The organism is Fervidobacterium nodosum Rt17-B1 (assembly GCF_000017545.1).
GTDB classification, from domain to species: Bacteria; Thermotogota; Thermotogae; order Thermotogales; family Fervidobacteriaceae; genus Fervidobacterium; species Fervidobacterium nodosum.
Map to the genome: position 1 here is coordinate 901124 of NC_009718.1, position 18639 is coordinate 919762.

18 protein-coding genes are annotated in these 18639 nt (G+C 34.8%); 6 read left to right on the top strand and 12 right to left on the bottom strand.

Annotation, left to right across the window (positions count from 1 at the left end):
- Window positions 1-40: 40 nt before the first annotated feature.
- The 12 genes from FNOD_RS04270 to fliF all read right to left on the bottom strand — a co-directional run bounded on the left by FNOD_RS04270 (window position 41) and on the right by fliF (window position 12542).
- Window positions 41-1309 carry a DUF5693 family protein gene (locus tag FNOD_RS04270; RefSeq protein WP_011993992.1) on the bottom strand — a complete coding sequence of 423 codons (1269 nt, stop codon included), beginning with the start codon at window positions 1307-1309 and terminating at the stop codon, window positions 41-43.
- A complete protein-coding gene (locus FNOD_RS04275; RefSeq protein WP_011993993.1) occupies window positions 1306-2259 on the bottom strand; it encodes an RluA family pseudouridine synthase in 954 nt (317 codons plus the stop codon). The genes FNOD_RS04270 and FNOD_RS04275 overlap by 4 nt, the downstream gene beginning before the upstream one ends.
- A gap of 29 nt (window positions 2260-2288) precedes the next feature.
- Window positions 2289-2936, bottom strand: coding sequence for a 5'-methylthioadenosine/S-adenosylhomocysteine nucleosidase (locus FNOD_RS04280; RefSeq protein ID WP_011993994.1), 648 nt, complete (start codon window positions 2934-2936; stop codon window positions 2289-2291).
- A 28-nt stretch (window positions 2937-2964) separates the two neighbouring features.
- Window positions 2965-3429 carry a chemotaxis protein CheX gene (locus FNOD_RS04285; protein WP_041257130.1) on the bottom strand — a complete coding sequence of 155 codons (465 nt, stop codon included), beginning with the start codon at window positions 3427-3429 and terminating at the stop codon, window positions 2965-2967.
- Window positions 3425-4225, bottom strand: a complete 801-nt coding sequence (locus tag FNOD_RS04290) for a YlqF/YawG family GTPase (RefSeq protein ID WP_011993996.1) — start codon at window positions 4223-4225, stop codon at window positions 3425-3427. Before FNOD_RS04290 ends, FNOD_RS04285 begins: the two co-directional genes overlap by 5 nt.
- 28 nt (window positions 4226-4253) lie before the next feature.
- Window positions 4254-4958 carry a UMP kinase gene (gene pyrH, locus FNOD_RS04295; RefSeq protein WP_011993997.1) on the bottom strand — a complete coding sequence of 235 codons (705 nt, stop codon included), beginning with the start codon at window positions 4956-4958 and terminating at the stop codon, window positions 4254-4256.
- A gap of 2 nt (window positions 4959-4960) precedes the next feature.
- Entirely contained in the window at window positions 4961-7414 is a 2454-nt protein-coding gene (locus FNOD_RS04300; RefSeq protein ID WP_011993998.1) for an ATP-binding protein, read from the bottom strand.
- Entirely contained in the window at window positions 7405-7953 is a 549-nt protein-coding gene (locus FNOD_RS04305) for a hypothetical protein (RefSeq protein WP_011993999.1), read from the bottom strand. The genes FNOD_RS04300 and FNOD_RS04305 overlap by 10 nt, the downstream gene beginning before the upstream one ends.
- Before the next feature lie 34 nt (window positions 7954-7987).
- A complete protein-coding gene (locus tag FNOD_RS04310; protein ID WP_011994000.1) occupies window positions 7988-9226 on the bottom strand; it encodes a PhoH family protein in 1239 nt (412 codons plus the stop codon).
- A gap of 4 nt (window positions 9227-9230) precedes the next feature.
- Window positions 9231-9797: a 3'-5' exonuclease gene (locus FNOD_RS04315; protein WP_011994001.1), complete on the bottom strand. Its 567-nt coding sequence runs from the start codon at window positions 9795-9797 to the stop codon at window positions 9231-9233.
- An 84-nt stretch (window positions 9798-9881) separates the two neighbouring features.
- A complete protein-coding gene (gene fliG, locus FNOD_RS04320) occupies window positions 9882-10892 on the bottom strand; it encodes a flagellar motor switch protein FliG (protein WP_011994002.1) in 1011 nt (336 codons plus the stop codon).
- Window positions 10893-10934: 42 nt separating this feature from the next.
- Entirely contained in the window at window positions 10935-12542 is a 1608-nt protein-coding gene (fliF, locus tag FNOD_RS04325) for a flagellar basal-body MS-ring/collar protein FliF (RefSeq protein WP_011994003.1), read from the bottom strand.
- Window positions 12543-12708: 166 nt separating this feature from the next.
- Between fliF and FNOD_RS04330 the strand changes: the two genes are divergently transcribed.
- Genes FNOD_RS04330 through tsaD form a run of 6 tightly spaced genes read left to right on the top strand, consistent with a single transcriptional unit; the run spans window position 12709 to window position 18594 of the window.
- Entirely contained in the window at window positions 12709-13248 is a 540-nt protein-coding gene (locus tag FNOD_RS04330; RefSeq protein ID WP_011994004.1) for a DUF177 domain-containing protein, read from the top strand.
- 2 nt (window positions 13249-13250) lie between these two features.
- The gene (gene rpmF / locus FNOD_RS04335; RefSeq protein ID WP_011994005.1) at window positions 13251-13433 is read left to right on the top strand and encodes a 50S ribosomal protein L32; all 183 of its coding nucleotides are present in this window, start codon (window positions 13251-13253) and stop codon (window positions 13431-13433) included.
- On the top strand, window positions 13430-14434 hold the full coding sequence (gene plsX / locus FNOD_RS04340) for a phosphate acyltransferase PlsX (protein WP_011994006.1): 1005 nt from the start codon (window positions 13430-13432) through the stop codon (window positions 14432-14434). Before rpmF ends, plsX begins: the two co-directional genes overlap by 4 nt.
- Window positions 14435-14479: 45 nt before the next feature.
- Window positions 14480-16291 carry a glutamine--fructose-6-phosphate transaminase (isomerizing) gene (gene glmS / locus FNOD_RS04345; protein WP_011994007.1) on the top strand — a complete coding sequence of 604 codons (1812 nt, stop codon included), beginning with the start codon at window positions 14480-14482 and terminating at the stop codon, window positions 16289-16291.
- A gap of 40 nt (window positions 16292-16331) precedes the next feature.
- Window positions 16332-17564 carry an ATP-dependent Clp protease ATP-binding subunit ClpX gene (clpX, locus tag FNOD_RS04350; protein ID WP_011994008.1) on the top strand — a complete coding sequence of 411 codons (1233 nt, stop codon included), beginning with the start codon at window positions 16332-16334 and terminating at the stop codon, window positions 17562-17564.
- 16 nt (window positions 17565-17580) lie between these two features.
- The gene (gene tsaD / locus FNOD_RS04355; protein ID WP_011994009.1) at window positions 17581-18594 is read left to right on the top strand and encodes a tRNA (adenosine(37)-N6)-threonylcarbamoyltransferase complex transferase subunit TsaD; all 1014 of its coding nucleotides are present in this window, start codon (window positions 17581-17583) and stop codon (window positions 18592-18594) included.
- The last annotated feature ends 45 nt before the right edge of the window (window positions 18595-18639 follow it).

An 18639-nucleotide genomic window follows, 5' to 3' on the forward strand; every position in this document is an offset into this window, starting at 1 on the left:
AATTACGGGCTTTTTTATTTTTAAACAAACTTAAATTTTATCACTCTTTTCCTGTCCAAATATTTATGAGCTTTATAAAAGTAACTACAAAGAAGTAAATAGTTACACCAATTAGTATTGTAATAGTTTCACGGTAAGTCAAAACATATATTGGCGCTTTTATGTGACAAAACGAGTTAAAAATCGAAACAAGAGCAAAAGTTCCAAAAAATGAGAATAGTGCTTTTGTAAATGCGTTTTCAAACTCCGTTGACAACAATAGTATAGGTATGAAAATAATTTCTTTTGTTCGCGGCCTTACGATGAATATATTCTCCAGTAGAAGTCTAATATCTTCTTCAAACTTTGTTACAAAACCATAATTTCCACTTCTTAAAATCATATACGAAATACTCAGTAAGCCAATTATTGAAAAAGTTATAATGTGACTTTTTTTGAAAATATTCTCTTTACCTAACTTCGTAAAAATAATCACAGCCAATAACGATGGTAACAATACAAGTGAAATTTTTACCCCACGGTAAATTTCAAGGTCATTAAGATATTGAAATGAATACAAAGAAAAGTTAGTAAGGATTCCTAATAAAGCAAAGTTCACTATTCTAAAGAAATTATTTTTTGCCGAAAAATAACAACCAATAGTTCCAAGTATACTCACTAAACTAACGTAAAACCAATAATCCTTAAAGAAAAGAAAAGACAAAACTGCAAAAGGCATTTGAAGTGTTACGTATATTCCTAACAATATTCCAAAAATCTTATTATTCCAAGTCGTATCGTCTGGTTTAGGTATTCGCATACTCACTTGAAAGAAATTACTAAAGATTTTGTACGCTTCTACAGAAGTCTCAGAATTTGGTACAACTATAACCTCAACACTTCTTTCAACAACCGCCCTCCAAAACCTTTTGAAAAGTCTGAAAGCATCATACTTTGGTATTTCTTCGGGCTTTATATAATGAACCTTTACAATTTTCTTGTAACCTGTCTTTTTGTAAAATTCTTTGACAAAATCTGTCGTGCCGTAAAATTCCATATTCCCAACGTATTTACCGTTTACCTTCTTTAAGAAATCCTGCGGAGATTCTTTGATATCTCCCATTGGAATTATCAATTCAACATTATCTTCTATTTTTTCATTACCAGTGTAAAAAAGTACGCGGCTATCATCTTCAAAGAAAAAAGTAACAGCGGTGTTTTCTTTATCTATTGGAACTCGAAAGAATATAGAGAGTAATAAAATAACGGAAAACACTGTAATCAGTATTTCGACATATTTCTCGTTTTTTGGAAAGATGTGTATCTTCAATCTTTACCACTCTCCGCATTAAGATATTTAATAACTGTGGTAAGATCTTTGGGAAGCTGGGCCAAGATATTATAATTTCTTCCATTGAAAACAAATTTCATCTGTTTACAATGAAGAAAATGCCTTTTCAAACCAAAATTCTTTGAAAATTCTCTGTTTAATCTGAAATTTCCATAATCTTTATCGCCAACTATTGGACAATTTATTGATGAAAGGTGTTTTCTAATTTGGTGCTTCCTTCCTGTTTCTATTTCAACTTCAAGGAAACTTAACTCAACACTTATACCATTCAATTTAACTCTAAAATATTCGATTGGAATTATGTGGCTTACAGCATCTTGACCATCTATAGGCGTGTTTATTGTGACTTTCTGCACCTTACCAAAAACCAAAGCATTATATATTTTTTCAACATTTCGTGAAGAGATAATTTCACTTAGCTCTCTTGCCACACTTCTATCCTTTGCAACAATTAACACACCGGATGTCTCTTTATCTAACCTGTGTACAAGGAAAGGTTCAAAACCATTTTCTTTACCATAATGTATAAGCCCTTCAATAATGGAAGGCTTATTAACATTCTTTCCTGGATGCACTGATACCCCGGCAGGCTTATTTATAGCAATTATAAGCTCATCTTCGTAAATAATATCTAAATCCATTTTTACAGGCTTTAACTCTAAGTATTCTCGACTGTAATTATCTAAAGACTCTTCAATTAATTCTATAACATCACCAATGTTTAACTTGGTTGAAGGGTCTTTTACCTTTTTACCGTTTATTTTTACCTTACCTGTACGTAAAAACTTGTAAATTGCACTTAATGGTACATTCTTCAGCATTTTTCTTAAAAATTTATCTACTCTTGAAAAGTAATTGCTCTCATTTACAGTCCAAACTTTTACATTGGAATTATTTTGTAAATCGTTTCTATTATCCCTCTCTTTCAAGGAAAGCACCTACTTTCACTATGCATGAACTATAATATGTGTTTATCCAAAAGCTCGGAAACTATTGTCGATGGAAGACTTGAGAATTTTCTGAAATTTTGTTCATATTCAGTGTGTGCTTGTTCTTCGCTGGTGTCAACGATAACCTTTAGAGAGCAGAATTCCACCCCATTTTCTTTACATACCTTCGATATTGCGGCACTATCCATATCGACTGCTAAAGCTTTGTATTTATCATAAAGCATCTCCTTCATTTTTTTATCACTTACAATAAGATCCCCACTAACCATTGGACCAAAAGCAACGTATTTATAAACATCAGCAATTTTCTCAAGAAGTACGTTTGAAGCCTCTATTGGCATAATATTGCCACCTTGAAAATCATGCTCGTAATAGGTGGTACCACACACAATATCACCTATCTTTAAATTCGGATCTATTGCTCCAGCAGAACCACAATGTATAATATACTTAGGATTAAATTTATCTATTATCGCTTGAGTTATCATAGCGCTTTCAACTTTACCTATAAAACCATATATCGTCACAACTTCATTTCCGCCAATGATTCCTCTTGAAAAATTTCTTTTAATTAACTCACCATTTTCAAGAAGCGGGAGCAATTCTCTGAAAACACCTACTATTTCTTCCTTAAGTACACCGGTTACAACTACCATCTTATCTCCACCTCAATTTTTTAATTCCCTATTTTCCTCCACGAACACCAATGTGAAGTTCCAAATCGTCTTCTTCAAAAAGATTCACTGGAAGTCTTATAATCATCCCTTCAGTCGTTATTTTCATTCCCTCGCCAGTTATAACTGTCGGAGGTGTTATATCTATTTTGTAACCAAGTTTCTCAAGATTCATGGCAATACTTCCTGAGGTCATATTCCCAAGCTCACCTATCGCGCTAAGAGCAAGTTCATCCAATGTTCCATATTCCATTCCCATCATTTTTGAAACTATTTTAAGCGCTGTTGCTTCGCTAAAAGAGTATATAAAATTTCCTTCAATGTCTCCAGTGAAACCTATAACCGTTACTATATTGTACTTTGGCACAACATCTTTTACCGCCTGTGGTTTACCAAAATTTGTTTTTAGTTGAAGTACCATTTCATAAGTATTTTGCGCAGAAGTCAAAACAGAGTTTATAATTCTCACGTCAATCATTTTTCACAACCTCCCAAAATTTGTTAAAGTCTGTATCATAAGTAAACTGTCCCATTTTGCCCTCCGATAATTCTTTGAAAAATAACATCTTTGCTTTTTCAAAATCAACGGTTCCACCTTTTTTTAACAATCCTCTTTTTTTACCAAATTCCTCCAAGAAAGTGTAAAAATCTTTATCAATTTCTGCCACGTTTTTGTAGATGTTAAAAGCTATCTCATATATCTCATCGTTTAAGTTCTCAACAGGTATAGAACCAATAAGCAATAGTTTCGCAGCTATTTCTTTCGAATATATCTCAGAATACAAAATACCAGGCGAATCCAATACTACGATACCATCAATGCTAACCCACTGAACTCCACGGGTAATACCAGGCTGGGAACCTGTTTTTGCCCTGTGCCTTCCTATAATTTTATTTATAATCGTAGATTTTCCAACGTTAGGAACACCAACTACCGCTAAATGTGGATTTTCTTTCTTCGAAGAACTTTTTACAAGGTTTATTATGCTCTTCCCACTCGTTTCCTTACCCATGAGCAAAACTGGAAAAGACTTTGATATCTCATTTTTCCACAAAATATTGTAATTCTTATTGGCAAGGTCAGATTTATTAAGAATAATTATCTTTTCTTTATCCCTAAAAATATTCATCTCAAAACTTGTCGTCGTGACTGGTGCTCTTGCGTCTAGGACAAAAATAACCGTATCTATCTTCTTTAAATTTTCCTTTATCTGCCTTTTCGCTTTCTGAACATGTCCAGGGTACCATGCACTCACTTTATCGTTATCCATTTATTTATCACTCATCCTTTGAAAACTTTTAAACTTTTGGAACAACAAGTGTACCTACATTTTCACCTTTTATAGCTTTAAGAAGATTTCCGTTTTCAAAGAAATTCATAACAAGTATCTTCATATTATATCTCTTACATATAGAAAAAGCTTCTGTATCCATTATCTTTAGATTCTTTTCTATGGCTTCGTCGTAAGTTATAACGTTATATTTTTTTGCATCGCTGTATTTTTTAGGATCCTTATCATATATACCACAGACCTTCGTACCTTTAATCAAAAGTTCTGCTTTCATCTCAACTGCCCTTAGTGCAGCACCAGTGTCTGTTGTAAAGAAAGGATTGCTTGTACCACCCGCAAATATAACTACGTAACCTGCGTCAAAGTAAAGGTCAATATCGTCATAATTGATTAATTTAACTGAAGGTAATGTTACTATCTGCGACACAATAACAGTCCTAATGCCAGCATTCTCAAATCTATCTTTAAGATAAAGCGCGTTTATAACAGTACCGAGCATCCCTATCTGATCAGAAATAGTTGGCCTAAGACCCTCAAAATCCCTTCCCCTGAAAATATTCCCAGCGCCTATAACTATTCCAAGCTTTGTTCCATATTCGGATATACCCTTTATTTCCTTAATAAGATATTCAACATGCTCTTCGTTGAATCCTTTTTGATCCTCTCCGCTTAGAACTTCGCCACTTAATTTTAAGAGAACTCTTTTGTACATTATTACCCCTCCAAGTATAATACATTTGTGTTTTTATGAAAATGCTTAATTATTCTTTTATCACTCGTTAAAAGTATTATCTGTCTATAATTTGACTCCTCCTTAAGATATTCACAAATTCTTTTGAGTCTCTCGTCATCAAAACGAATTAACGTGTTATCTATAACAAGAGGAATGTTTCCATCATAAAATGATTTGTAGAGTGCGTTCTTAATACCAAAAATTAGAAGGTCTTTAGTGGACCCACTCAGGTATTCAGAAGGATCTTTTAAATCCCCTTCAACCAATATCTTCACAGAAAGTTCCGGGGTTACAAAGAAATTCTTAGTTTGTCCAGAAACATAATTGAAAAATTTAATAAATTCATCACTGAAATTTTTGTAATAGCTTTCAACAAATTTTGAATAACTATCTTTAAGGTGTTCAAAAAGTCTTGGGATATAACTTCCTATCAAATTTATCAGTGATAACTTAAACTCTAATTCATCTTTCTTTACTAGAAGTTCAGAGAGAAGTTCTTTGTTGACACTATTTTCTTCAATTTTTTTACAAATATCTTGATACATTTGCTCAAGTTCATTGATAATCTTAATTTGATTTTCGACAGACAACTTGCATGAATGAATTTCTCTATCCAAATCTTCATTTTCAAGACTATTCTCCAAATCTTTTAGCGTGGTAATATTATCCGAAAGTTCTGACTTAAGTTTTAGATAATTTTCAAAATCGGTACGATAATTTTCTATATCTTGTTTAGAAACACCATTTGTCTTTAGTGATTCTTCAAGATGATTATGCAACAGATTAAGTTCTTTTTGTTTAGAAACATATTCGCCACGAACCTGTGTAAGCTTCCTTTCGAGAGTTTCTTTTTCATAAATAAGTTCTTGAACTTCATTAAATGTCCTTTGTAAATTCTCGACTGCGGAAACAACCATTTGAGCGTAACCATTTACATTAAACTTGGAAAGCTCTTTTATAATCTCCTGTTCTATCTCTTTCAATTCTATAATTTTCTTTTGCTTTTCAACATTCGCTGCTTTCCATTCGAGAAATTCTGAATATTTCTTCCGCAAATCCCTAATATTCTTAACACCGTATTGACTGAGCAATTTCCAAACTTGAGGCTGCTCAGTTTGATGCATCATTAGTTCCACAAGTTTTTCCTGAAGAACCGATAGCTTTGAAATATTATTCCTAGATTTTAGTAAAAGCAAAACAGCAAAGCCCAAAAACAAAACCGATGGCAAATACATAAATAAAGCTATTTTATTAAACAATAAACCAAGCGCTAACAACACTACGCCTGCTATACCTGATAGTATAGATAAATCCTTTGAATATTTCGCGCTTCCCTCAAGTTTTTCTATTTGATTTTGAATGTCTATTTTTTCTTTCTCGATAGCATTTTTTATTTCTTGATATTTTTGTTCTTCATCTTCAGCACGTTCAATTATAGATGGATCCTGAATAAAGATATGCCAAAGAGGTTCTTCTTCTTCAGTTTGACTAATTCCCTCACCATACATCTTTGAAAGTAGAGAAAGATGTTTTAACCTCAAACTTATGCTTTCTAAATCCTTTTCAGACGTTGCTCCTAACAATTTAAGCTTTGAATTTATCTCATTGTCTTTGGTATTAATAATCTCTACAAGAGATTTTTCCTCTTCTTCCAATTTATCAATTTCTTCTTTCACATTATCTATTTTTTTAATTAATCCATAGATTTCGAACACAACATTCTGATCTATACGTTCCACCCAAGACAATTTTGAAAGTTTCGATTTTATTTCATCGATTTTCATCTGAACTTTGGTTATTTCGTTTTTCAATTCTTCTTTTTTCTTTTTTCTTAGATTTTCTAACTCAACTTGCAAGTTTTCCAGTTCGTCACGTGCTTTTTCTAAACGTTTTGAAATATCATTCTTCTTTAAATATAGTTTATTTCTAACAACTATAATTGATTTTAATTTTTCAATTTCCTCTTTTACGCCATTCAAATCAGAGGAAATTTTATTTACACACTTATCTATTTGAAATTCTTCAAGGCCTTTCATGACCCCTTTTATAATTCTTCCCATCTCGGTTTTCTCGCTCTTTTTCTTAAGAGAACTTTCGATTATACTTTTATCTATTTTCAAACTCTCAAGTTCATCGTCTTCCATAAGGAAAGCTATACTCTCCAGAAAATTTTTATCTTGCTTTTCCTCCGAACTTTCGCCAAAGATAAATGTTCCATCTGAAGTTTCCAAAAATCCACCAAATTCTTCACCGTTCCAAGGTTTATATTTAAGTGCCTCGTTGCTTGGATTAGAAAGTGTGTAAAGTATAAATCTGGCAAGCGTAGTCTTGCCACTCTCATTTGGACCAAATACTATATTCATTCCTGGCGTAAAATTAAATTGCCTATCTATTAGCTTGCCAAATCCATTTATCTTAGCTTTTTTTAGAAACATAACTCTTCACCTCTAATAAGTTTCAAAACTACGTACTTTTCAGCAATAGTATTAAGATTGCTTGTAATATTAGATTCAGCAAAGTTTCTCGGTTTTACATCAACAACATAACTAAGTGTATTTTCTCCCATATCTTCAGTTAAGAAATTTTCAATTAAGTAGAAACAATTCGTGTAGTCACACTTTAGATTACTTGCCGTCAATAGCCTATAAAGACCTATAGTTTCAGCATTATCCAATTTTTGGACTACACCATCCACCCTAATTTCTGGAACATTGTTTACAGGCGAAGAGTTGAAATCTAGGTCTATTTCCTCATAAACAACTTCAAATTCGTGAAAAAAACCTTCCAAGACCTCCTCAAGGTCTTCAATAAGTCCAAATTCACCTAATGCGTTGTAAAAAACAAACTTCGCATCGGTAAATGTTTTAGAAAGGTGTGCAAGTAAATTTACCTTACACCTAAAAATATTATCTCTAAACTTTTCAAAACCGCTGTAGTGTTCATACAAAGCCAGATTATTTACTTCTACGATCACCTAAGATTCCCCCTAATTACAAAATTTGTAAAATTTATAAAATTTCAGCGGCTATTGTTGCCAATTCAGATCTTTCGCCTTTACTTAGTATAATATGGCATGATATTTTTTGCCCACGGAATTTTGAAGCTGCATGGACAAGACCATTGCTACTTTCGTCAAGATATGGTGTATCTATCTGATATGGATCACCTGTTAAAACGACTTTTGTTCCTTCGCCAGCTCTTGTAAGTATCGTTTTTACTTCAAGAGGCGTTAGATTTTGAGCTTCGTCAATTATTATATACTGTCTCGGAATGGAACGCCCTCTTATGTAAGTCAAAGCTTCCAATTCGATTATTTCCTTCTTCATTATCTCTTTGAAACTAAGATTATTTAATCTACATAGATACTCCAAATTATCCATAATACCGCCCATCCATGGAGAAATCTTCTCTTCAAGCGCTCCGGGTAGATAACCAATATCCTTTCCACCCATTGGCACCAATGGTCTTGCTACAACGATATTATCATACACCCCTTCTTGTAATGTCTTTTGCAAAGCAGCAGCTAATGCTAAGAAAGTCTTACCGGTACCTGCTATACCTATCAGAGAAACCACCTTAATATCATCATTTAAAAGTGCATCAAGGCTGAATAGTTGTTCTTTATTCCTTGGACTAACGTTAAAAACTTTAATTTTTGGATTAACCTCAACAAAATTCTCTCCATCAAATCTATAATAACCATTCTCGCATTCAATATATTCGTTTGGAAAAATTTTACTCGTATCAACACCCTTAAGATTTTTAACGGTAATATAACCAGGCGGCAGTAAAGAAAGGTCATTTTTGTCAGTGAGATAATCTTCGGCAGGTATTCCCAAAGCAGCAGCTTTAATTCTTAAACTTATATCCTTTGAAACTATAATTGTTGGTTCCGGTCGATGACTTTTCAGATACATAGAATATGCGATTATCCAATTATCAACATATTTTTCAAAAAGGAATTTTACTTGATGCTTATCAAAGTCAGACTCGTTTAACACAGGTATCGTTAAAGTCCCACCACTCCTAAGTTTTACTCCTTGGTGTATATCGCCAGTTTTTCTTACTTCATCGAGTACACGTATCGCCAATCTAGCATTTTTACCAACTCTTCCTTGTTCTCTCTTAAGCTTATCTAATTCTTCAATCACAGGGAGCGGTATAAATATATTGTTATCTTCGAATGAATATATAGCTTCTGGATCATGTATAAGAACATTTGTATCAAGTATAAAATTTTTAACCATTTTATCAATACTCCCTTCCCATCCAACGTTTGAGGAACTCATGGATAACTTCCCAACCCAACATATCGAAAAACCTAATAAAAACATTTGCGGTTACAAAAGCGTCGTCGTAAGCTCTATGAGTAACTTTGTGTGATATTTTCATCTCTTGAGCTAGGCTCTCAAGTTTTCTTCTCCTACCGTAAACCGCCTTTGATATATCAAGAGTATCGATATAATACACATCTAATGGCAATTGCCCAACTTCCTTTGCCGCATAATCAAGAAAAGTTAAATCAAACTTAGCATTATGAAAGACCATAATAGTATCTTTAGAATATTTCCTAACAACAGAAATTATTTCATCAAGCTCTGGCGCATTTTCAATATCTGAGTTACTTATCTTGTGAACACTTTGAGCATATGCTTGGATGTTAACTTTTGGGTTAACTAAGGAAGTATAAATCCATTCTTTAACAATTTTCCCTTTATAGATTGGTATTATCGCGATTTCAATGATTCTATCGCCCATTGAAGGGTCAATACCAGTGGTCTCTATATCAACACAACAATAAACATTCTCGTCCCACATGTACGATGTTCCTTTCTTAGATATTATAACATTTTTGAATGTTATACTGAGACAAATCGCTACAATTAATATTACTATATATTACTATGTGATAAGCTCTTCGCCTCCGCCACGGGAGATAACGATTTCTCCAGCTTCTTCTAGCCTTCTTATTATATTTATTATCTTCTGCTGAGCTTCCTCGACATCTTTAACTCTCACAGGTCCCATAAATTCCATTTCGTCTTTGAGTAACTGTTGGGCACGCTTTGACATATTGTTGAGAATCTTTTGCTTTAGCTCTTCTGATGCACCTTTAAGTGCAACCGCCAAATCTTGCATGTTGACTTCTCTAAGGACAAGCTGTACAGCTCTATCATCAATTTTTAGGATATCTTCAAAGACAAACATTCTCCTTCTAATTTCTTCTGCAAGTTCCGGTGATTCATAAGTAAGGCGCTCCATAATCGTCTTTTCAGTTGAACGATCCAAACTGTTCATAATTTCAGCAGCTGTTTCAAGTCCACCAACTGCACTCATTGTCTGTGTTGCAACTCCAGCGAATTTCTTTTCAAGCAATTTTTCAACTTCTTTTACGACATCCGGAGAAGCACGTTCAAGTAGTGATATTCTCTTTATAACTTCGATTTGTAAGTTTTCAGGTAATGCTCCGAGAACTTGTGCAGCCGTTCTTGGATCAAGAAAGCTAAGCACCAACGCTATTGTCTGTGGGTGCTCAGATTGAAGGAAGTTCACTATTTGAACAACATCAGCTGTCCTCATGAATTCGAAAGGTTTTACAGCAAGGTTCGATACCAATCTTTCGATAATTTGCATAGCCTTTTCTGGTCCAAACGCTTTTATAAGCATCTCTTTTGCGTAGTCTATGCCACCTGTAATTAAAAGTTCACGTGCCTTAGTAAGATTTTGAAATTCTTCTAAGACTATTTTTCTTTCTTCGTTACTCACCTTACCAAGATTCGCTATTTCTATTGTCAATGCTTCAACTTCCGAATCTTCGAGGTTTTTAAGAACCTTTGCAGCCCTCTCAGGTCCCATAGTTACAAGCAATATCGCCGCTTTTCTTCTTCCATTAAGTGTTTTTCTTTCGGCCATAATCTCTTCCTTCCTTCAAATGCTCACTTAATCAATTTCTCTTCATTTCTCGCTTATCCATACCTTTAGCACGGTAGCAACTTCTTCTGGAGAAGCTTCGGAAACCTGTTGTAAGTATTCTTTGAGTTGCTCAAGTATAGCCTCTTCCTCTCCGCCTGGTTGTACCTCTTCTGCTTGTTCAATGGCTTCCAATGCTCGTTGTGCTTCTTCTTGTAACAATTTGTACCTTTCTTGAATCATCTTCCTTGCTTTTATTTTTCTAAATTGAATAAGACCAAGGTAAGAAGCGAAGAATATAAGTATAGAAGCAAGTAATACCAATATCAACCTTGTTCTAAGTTTTTGTATTTCAGTAGTAGTTTGCAATTCTTTATAAAACTGCTCCTGAATTTCTCTACTAAATGGCAAAAATGCAACAGCATAAGTTACGCTACCGTTTGGAGTATTAGCTGATATACTCTTTTCGATGATGGTTTTAATGTAATTTTGCACTTCATCCTTTGAGGTCCTTTCAAGAACAGTGGAAGATGAATCTATAACAACAGATACCGTTATATTTTCTATTTCTCCTTCAGTATTTTTAACAATGTTCTCAATAACTTGATTAAGTTCGTAATTAACTATCTCATGGCTTTTTTGATAGGTAGTTACTCCTGTTCCTTCAGTTGATTCGTAAGTTGTTGGTGGAATATTAGACTCTGTACCAACGGGGCCGCCAGCTCCTTGACTTGTTGTAGAATACTCAGATTCCGTTTCTTTACTCCTTACCAATCCCTCTTTTTTATTTGGAGCAGTGTATGTGGTTATCTGTTTTTCAACTTTTTCCCAATTTAATTTAACGTCTGGTATAACTTCCACTCTACCTGGCCCAAAAATATTTTCAAGTGGAACTTTTATCTTTTGCTTATAATAATTTTCAAGGTTAACTTTAAGTTCCATTTTTGTGGAGGCAAGCGCAGTTGATTGATCCAAATTCAACATAGCGGTTAGGTCTTGTCCCGTTTGATCGATAATCTTTATGTTTTCAGTCTTTATCCCTTCAACAGCTCCCTGGATCAATGAAACAATACCCTTTACTTGTTCTTTACTTAGACTTTGACCGGGATCCATAACAACCATAACCGAAGCTCTCGGCTCCGACATTTCACCACGTACATAGTAAGTATATTTCGGAAGTGTAAGTACAACCCTTGAACTTTGTACACCTTTTATCGTTGAAATAGTTCTTTCTAATTCACCTTGAAGTGCTATTTGATATCTGACCTGCTTATCAAAACTTGTTGCACCAAGTGAAGTCTGATCAAGAATTTCAAATCCTCTTGAAGAACCAGAAAGAATTCCAGTAGAAGCCAATCTCATTCTAACTTCGTAAACGTTATAACTCGATGGGATCAATATCCTGTTACCAGCTTCAACTTTGTAGGGTATTCCCAATGTTTCAAGTTGTTGTATAACACTTCCAGCATCTTGTTCAGTTCGCGTTGTCAAAAGCAAAACATACTTTGGTGCATTTACAATGGCAAGAAGAATTATAGCCAAAATCACAGATGCTATTATCATTATAATCACTAATTTTTGTCCTTTTTGCAAAGCTTTCCATTTTTCAGGAAACTTTGCAAACCAATCTACAAATTTCCTAAACCAATCCACATCAATTCACCCCAAATTGCAATAGTTTGATAAAATCAGCAAAAGGGCTCACTTAAAAATTATACCATACAAATATACAAAAATTTACACTATATTAATTTTTTGTAAGTTAACATTTTTCGAAAAAGTACTATAATTATAATACCAAAGTCCCGAGGTGATTGCAATGTGGAAAATTAGCGTTAAGGAATTAATTAATGAAAAAAGGAAAATCATAGAAGATATTTATGCAATTGATGAGATAGAATTGCATACAGGAACTTACAAGGTTGTTAATGGTGGCTTCAAAGTAAAATTAGTACTTACTTACGCCGATAATAAAATACTACTTGGTGGATACGCAAGAGGATACGTAGAACGTCCATGTGACAGGTGTTTAAAAATTTCAGAAATGTACATTGACGGAATCGTCGAAGCAGTGTATACTTTTGAGAAGAAAATTACTCACAAAACAGAAGAGCTTAAAGATTTATCGAATGAAATATTGATTACAGATGATATAATAGACCTTGAGGAAAGAATAATTGAAGGAATAGTTAGCAGTGCACCAGATGTTTTTGTATGTAGTGAAGACTGCAAAGGTTTGTGCCCATATTGTGGTGCGGACTTAAATGAAGAGCCTGACCATAAATGTGATAAAATGGAAGAGAAAATTGATCCAAGATTCGAAATATTACTTAAAATCAAGCATACACAGGAGGGATAACTATGGCAGTACCAAAGCAGAAGCGTTCAAGCAGCAGAACACACCACAAAAGAGCAAAGATTTACAAAGCATTCAGCGTTGCGGTAACCACATGTCCAAACTGTGGCGCACCAAAACAACCACATAGAGTTTGCTTAAGATGTGGCTATTACGGTAAGAAGCAGGTGTTTGAGGTAGCGAAATGATTCGCATAGCGCTGGACTTAATGGGCGGAGATAGGGCGCCGGAGGAAATAAAAGCCGGCGCTCTTATGTATTTGCAAAATGTGAAAAAAACTGGTCGAAAAGTCCAACTCGTGCTTGTTGGTTTAGCTGATACTCTAAAAGAATTTGAACATTTTAAAAGTGAAGGATTAGTAGAACTTGTTGAAGCACAAGAAGCCTTGCCAATGGATGTAAAACCAACGGATGCATTAAGAAGAAAAAATAGTTCGATGTATATAGCATCTCAGTTAGTAAAAGAAAAGAAAGCAGAAGCTATCGTCAGCGCTGGTAACACAGGTGCTTTACTATCCTGTGCAACACTCGTTGTTGGAAGATTACCAGGTGTAGATAGACCGGCTTTGGCAGTACCTGTACCGAGTTTAAATGATTTTACTATACTCATAGACGCTGGAGCAAATGCCGAAGTCAAACATGAATGGTTAATCCAATTTGCCGCAATGGGTATAGAGTACGCTAAAATACTTGGCAAGAGAAATCCAAAAGTTGGATTATTGAACGTTGGAACTGAAGAAAACAAGGGTACAGAATTAGAAAAACAAGCGTACCAATTACTAAAACAAGCTTTCAATGAAAGTTTTTATGGAAATGTCGAAGGAAACGATATAAATATTGGTACTGTTGACGTTGTTGTAACTAACGGATTTTCTGGTAACATAGCTATGAAAACAATGGAAGGAGTTGCAAAACTCATTTCACATACAATTAAGCAAGAAGCCAAAAAAAGCTTGGATGGAATTTTAGGTGCTTTGCTATTCTCAAGAACTTTAAAGAAATTAAAGAAAAAACTCGACCCAAGAACATACGGTGGTTCGTTCTTCTTAGGAGTAGATGGAATTGTTGTAAAAGCGCATGGGAATTCAGATAGAATAGCTATATACAACGCCATAGACGTAGCAGTCAGAGGTGTGGAAGGTAAACTGGTAGAACAATTAAATGAAAGATTAAAAGTGTATAATAAATAAAGCTCTTCTATGTCTTCAAAGCAATTTTTAAAGGAGTGATTTAAAATGTGTGGTATCGTTGGAATAATTGGTCATGAATTTAAAGTAAGTGATTTAATAGATGGTCTTAAAAAACTTGAGTACCGTGGATATGATTCAGCAGGAGTTGCTGTTATAGACCAAAATGGTCTTTACGTTAGCAAAAGTGTCGGTAGGATAGATAATTTGAAAAGCGTTGTTGAAACTGAGAAAGTAGTCCATGGAGGTATTGCGCACACAAGGTGGGCAACACATGGTGCACCAAGTGATAAAAACGCTCATCCTCATACCGATTGTAGTGGAAAAATCGCGGTTGTACACAACGGAATAATAGAAAATTACCAAGAATTGAAAAATGAATTAATAGAAAAGGGGCACAAATTTAAATCAGACACAGATACAGAAGTTATAAGTCACCTCATCGAAGAAAACTTTCAAGGCGATTTATACAAAGCAGTTTTGGAAGCATTGAAAAAACTAAAAGGGGCATTCGCGATTGCAGTAATACACTCGGATATTCCAAATATCATGGTAGGTGCAAGAAAAGGTAGTCCACTCGTTTTAGGTTGCAACGATGAGAGATGCATACTTGCATCAGACGTTACTCCTATAATTAAATACACTCGTGACGTTATATTCCTTGAAGATGGTGATGTTGTTTACATAGAGGGGAATAAAGCAAAGGTAACAGACTTTTCTGGAAATGTTGTCATCAGAAAACACACGCACATTTCTTGGGACGAATCAGCTGCAGAAAAAGGCGGATTTAAACACTTTATGCTCAAAGAAATACACGAAGTTCCAGAAGCTATAGAAAGCGCACTTGTCGGAAGATTTGATGAAGATTTAAAACCAAATCTTAAAGAACTTGATGAATTCAATCTAGAAAAAGTTAAAAGGATACTCCTTGTTGCATGCGGTACAAGTTATCACGCGGGTCTTGTGTTCAAATACTTTGCGGAAAAATATCTCGATGTTGATGTACTTATAGATGTTGCATCAGAGTTTAGATATAGACCTATAAGGATAGATGATAATACGTTAACAATAGCTATCTCCCAATCTGGTGAAACGGCGGATACTCTTGAGAGTGTGAGAGCAGTTAAAAAAGCAGGTGGTAAAGTTATCGCAATAACCAATGTTGTTGGTTCAACGATAACAAGAGAAAGTGACATAACATTGTTCATGAACGCAGGACCAGAGATAGGAGTTGCTGCTTCAAAAACTTACGTTAACCAACTAATAATTCTATACACACTAGGTTTGTACATGATGAAAAAAAGAGGGATCTGGTCAGAAGAACATAATATAATATCAAAACAATTGAATGAATCACCAAAAATTGTTAGAAAGATAATTAACAACGAAAAAATAAATCAACTAGCTGATTATTACAAAAACTACCATCATTTCATGTACATAGGTCGTGGAATAAATACAGCAACAGCAATGGAAGGTGCATTGAAACTAAAAGAGATAAGTTACATAAACGCAGTAGCGTACCCAGCAGGCGAATTAAAACACGGACCAATAGCATTACTTGATCCAACTTTCCCAGTCTTCGCGATTGCACCAAAAGACAGCTTGTATGAAAAAATGAGAAGCAATATCGAAGAATCGAGGGCAAGAAACGCAAGAATACTTTCAATAGCAACAGAAGGCGATGAAGAAATCAAAAAAATATCGCATGACGTGATATACATCCCAGAAGCACATGAAGATTTATATCCGTTAATAATCGCACCGGTAATCCAACTATTCGCATACTACATAGCTGACAAGCGTGGTTACGACCCGGATAAACCAAGAAACCTTGCGAAAAGCGTAACAGTTGAATAATATAAAAAAGATTGGGCAAGGTTGAATAAGGAGGTATTTCATGGCACAAAAGTTTTGTTCATTCTGTGGAAGAGCATCAGACAAAGTTGAAAAACTTATAGCAGGGCCTGGAAATGTGTATATATGTAGTGAATGTGTTGAGCTATTTCACGACATATTACAAAGTGACAAAAAAATAAAACCGATGGGTTTTGGACCAAAAGACCGAAGAGAACTGCCAACACCATCAAAGATAAAGCAAGAATTGGACAAATACGTTATAGGCCAAGAGAGAGTAAAGAAAATACTATCGGTAGCTGTGTACAACCATTACAAAAGAGTATTCTTCGGTAAGGACACCAATGACGTTGAAATCGAAAAATCAAATATAATACTCATCGGTCCTACCGGAAGCGGTAAAACGCTTATGGCAAGAATTCTGGCTAAAATCCTTGATGTTCCATTCGCGATAGCAGATGCAACACCATTAACGGAAGCTGGCTATGTCGGTGAAGATGTTGAAAACGTAGTACTTAGATTACTCGAAGTAACAAATTTCGACGTTGAAAGGGCACAGTATGGAATCATTTACATCGATGAAATAGATAAAATAGCCAGAAAATCACCAAATCCATCTATTACAAGGGATGTAAGTGGTGAAGGCGTGCAAAAAGGATTACTAAAAATCGTTGAGGGAACTATCGCAAACGTTCCACCACAAGGTGGTAGAAAACACCCATACCAAGAATTCATAAAAGTTGACACAACAAACATATTATTTATTGTTGGTGGAGCTTTTGATGGTCTTGATGAGATAATCAAAAGAAGAATTGAAGGAAGCACAATAGGATTCAACGCGCCTGTCAAAAGCAAAGAACAAATGAGATTAGGTGAAATTTTACAGCACGTTACCCCAGATGACCTTGTCCAATACGGATTGATGCCAGAATTTGTTGGAAGATTCCCGGTTATAGGCACGTTAGATGATTTGAGTGTAGATGATTTGGTAAGAATCCTAAAAGAACCAAAGAACGCCGTACTCAAACAATACAAAAAACTCTTTGAAATCGATGGAGTAACATTAGAAATTGAAGAGCAAGCACTATATGCTATCGCGAAAGAAGCTTTACGCAGAGGAACGGGAGCAAGGGCGCTCAAGAGTGTGTTCGAAGAAGTAATGATAGACATTATGTTCGATATACCAGATTTAAAAGCTGTTGAAAAGGTTATAATAACAGAAGAATGCGTAACGAAGAAAGAAAAGCCAAAGATTTACATGAAAGAAACAGCGTAAAAGTAAGAGGTGTCACATGATAGTTTTAGGAATAGAAACAAGCTGTGACGAAACATCGGTAGCACTCGTTGAAGATAATACCGTTATCGCTAATTTGGTTTATTCACAGATACAAATCCATAAGAAATTTGGCGGTGTTGTACCAGAAATAGCTGCGAGGGAGCATTTAAAAAGGCTCCCCATTCTTTTTTCTGAACTCATTAGTCAAACAAATATAAACATTGAGAGAATAGATGGTATAGCAGTTACAAAAGGTCCAGGATTAATAGGTGCTTTACTCGTAGGTGTTTCTTTTGCAAAAGGTCTTGCGTTGAGATATAAAAAGCCTTTAGTAGGCATTAATCATATAATCGGGCACGTTTATTCAAATTACCTTGCATATCCAGACTTAAAGCCACCGTATATTGTCCTTATGGTTTCTGGTGGCCACACACTTATATTAAAAGTTGAAGAAAATAACAACGTAACAATACTTGGGCGCAGTGTAGACGACGCAGTTGGAGAAGCATTTGATAAAATCGCGCGCTTGCTTGGTCTTGGTTATCCAGGTGGTCCGGAAATAGATAAAATTTCTAAGAACGGCAATCCTAACGCTTTCAATTTCCCAAAACCAAAGATGTACGATCCAGATTATAACTTTAGCTTTTCTGGGCTTAAAACAGCTGTGTTGTATGAAATAAAACGATTAACTAAAAGTGGCTACAGCGAGAATAACCTTCCAATACCGGATTTAGCCGCGAGTGCCCAAGAAGTTATGATAGACGTACTTCTGCATAAAGTTACAAAAGCGGCAAGAGATAATAATCTAAAAAATATTGTTTTAGCAGGAGGCGTAGCCGCTAACAGTAGACTAAGAGAGAAAATTAGAGCTTTATCTGAAGAATTCAACTTTTACATCCCACCTTTGGAATATTGTTCGGATAATGCCGCAATGATTGCACGAGCCGGATTGGAAAGAATAAAATCAGGAGAGAATGATGGATTAAATTTCGAACCTGTACCAAACTTTTTTGAAATGATGAGCACATAATCACATAATTACATGGAGGTTATTAAAAATAGTTACGAGGTGTAC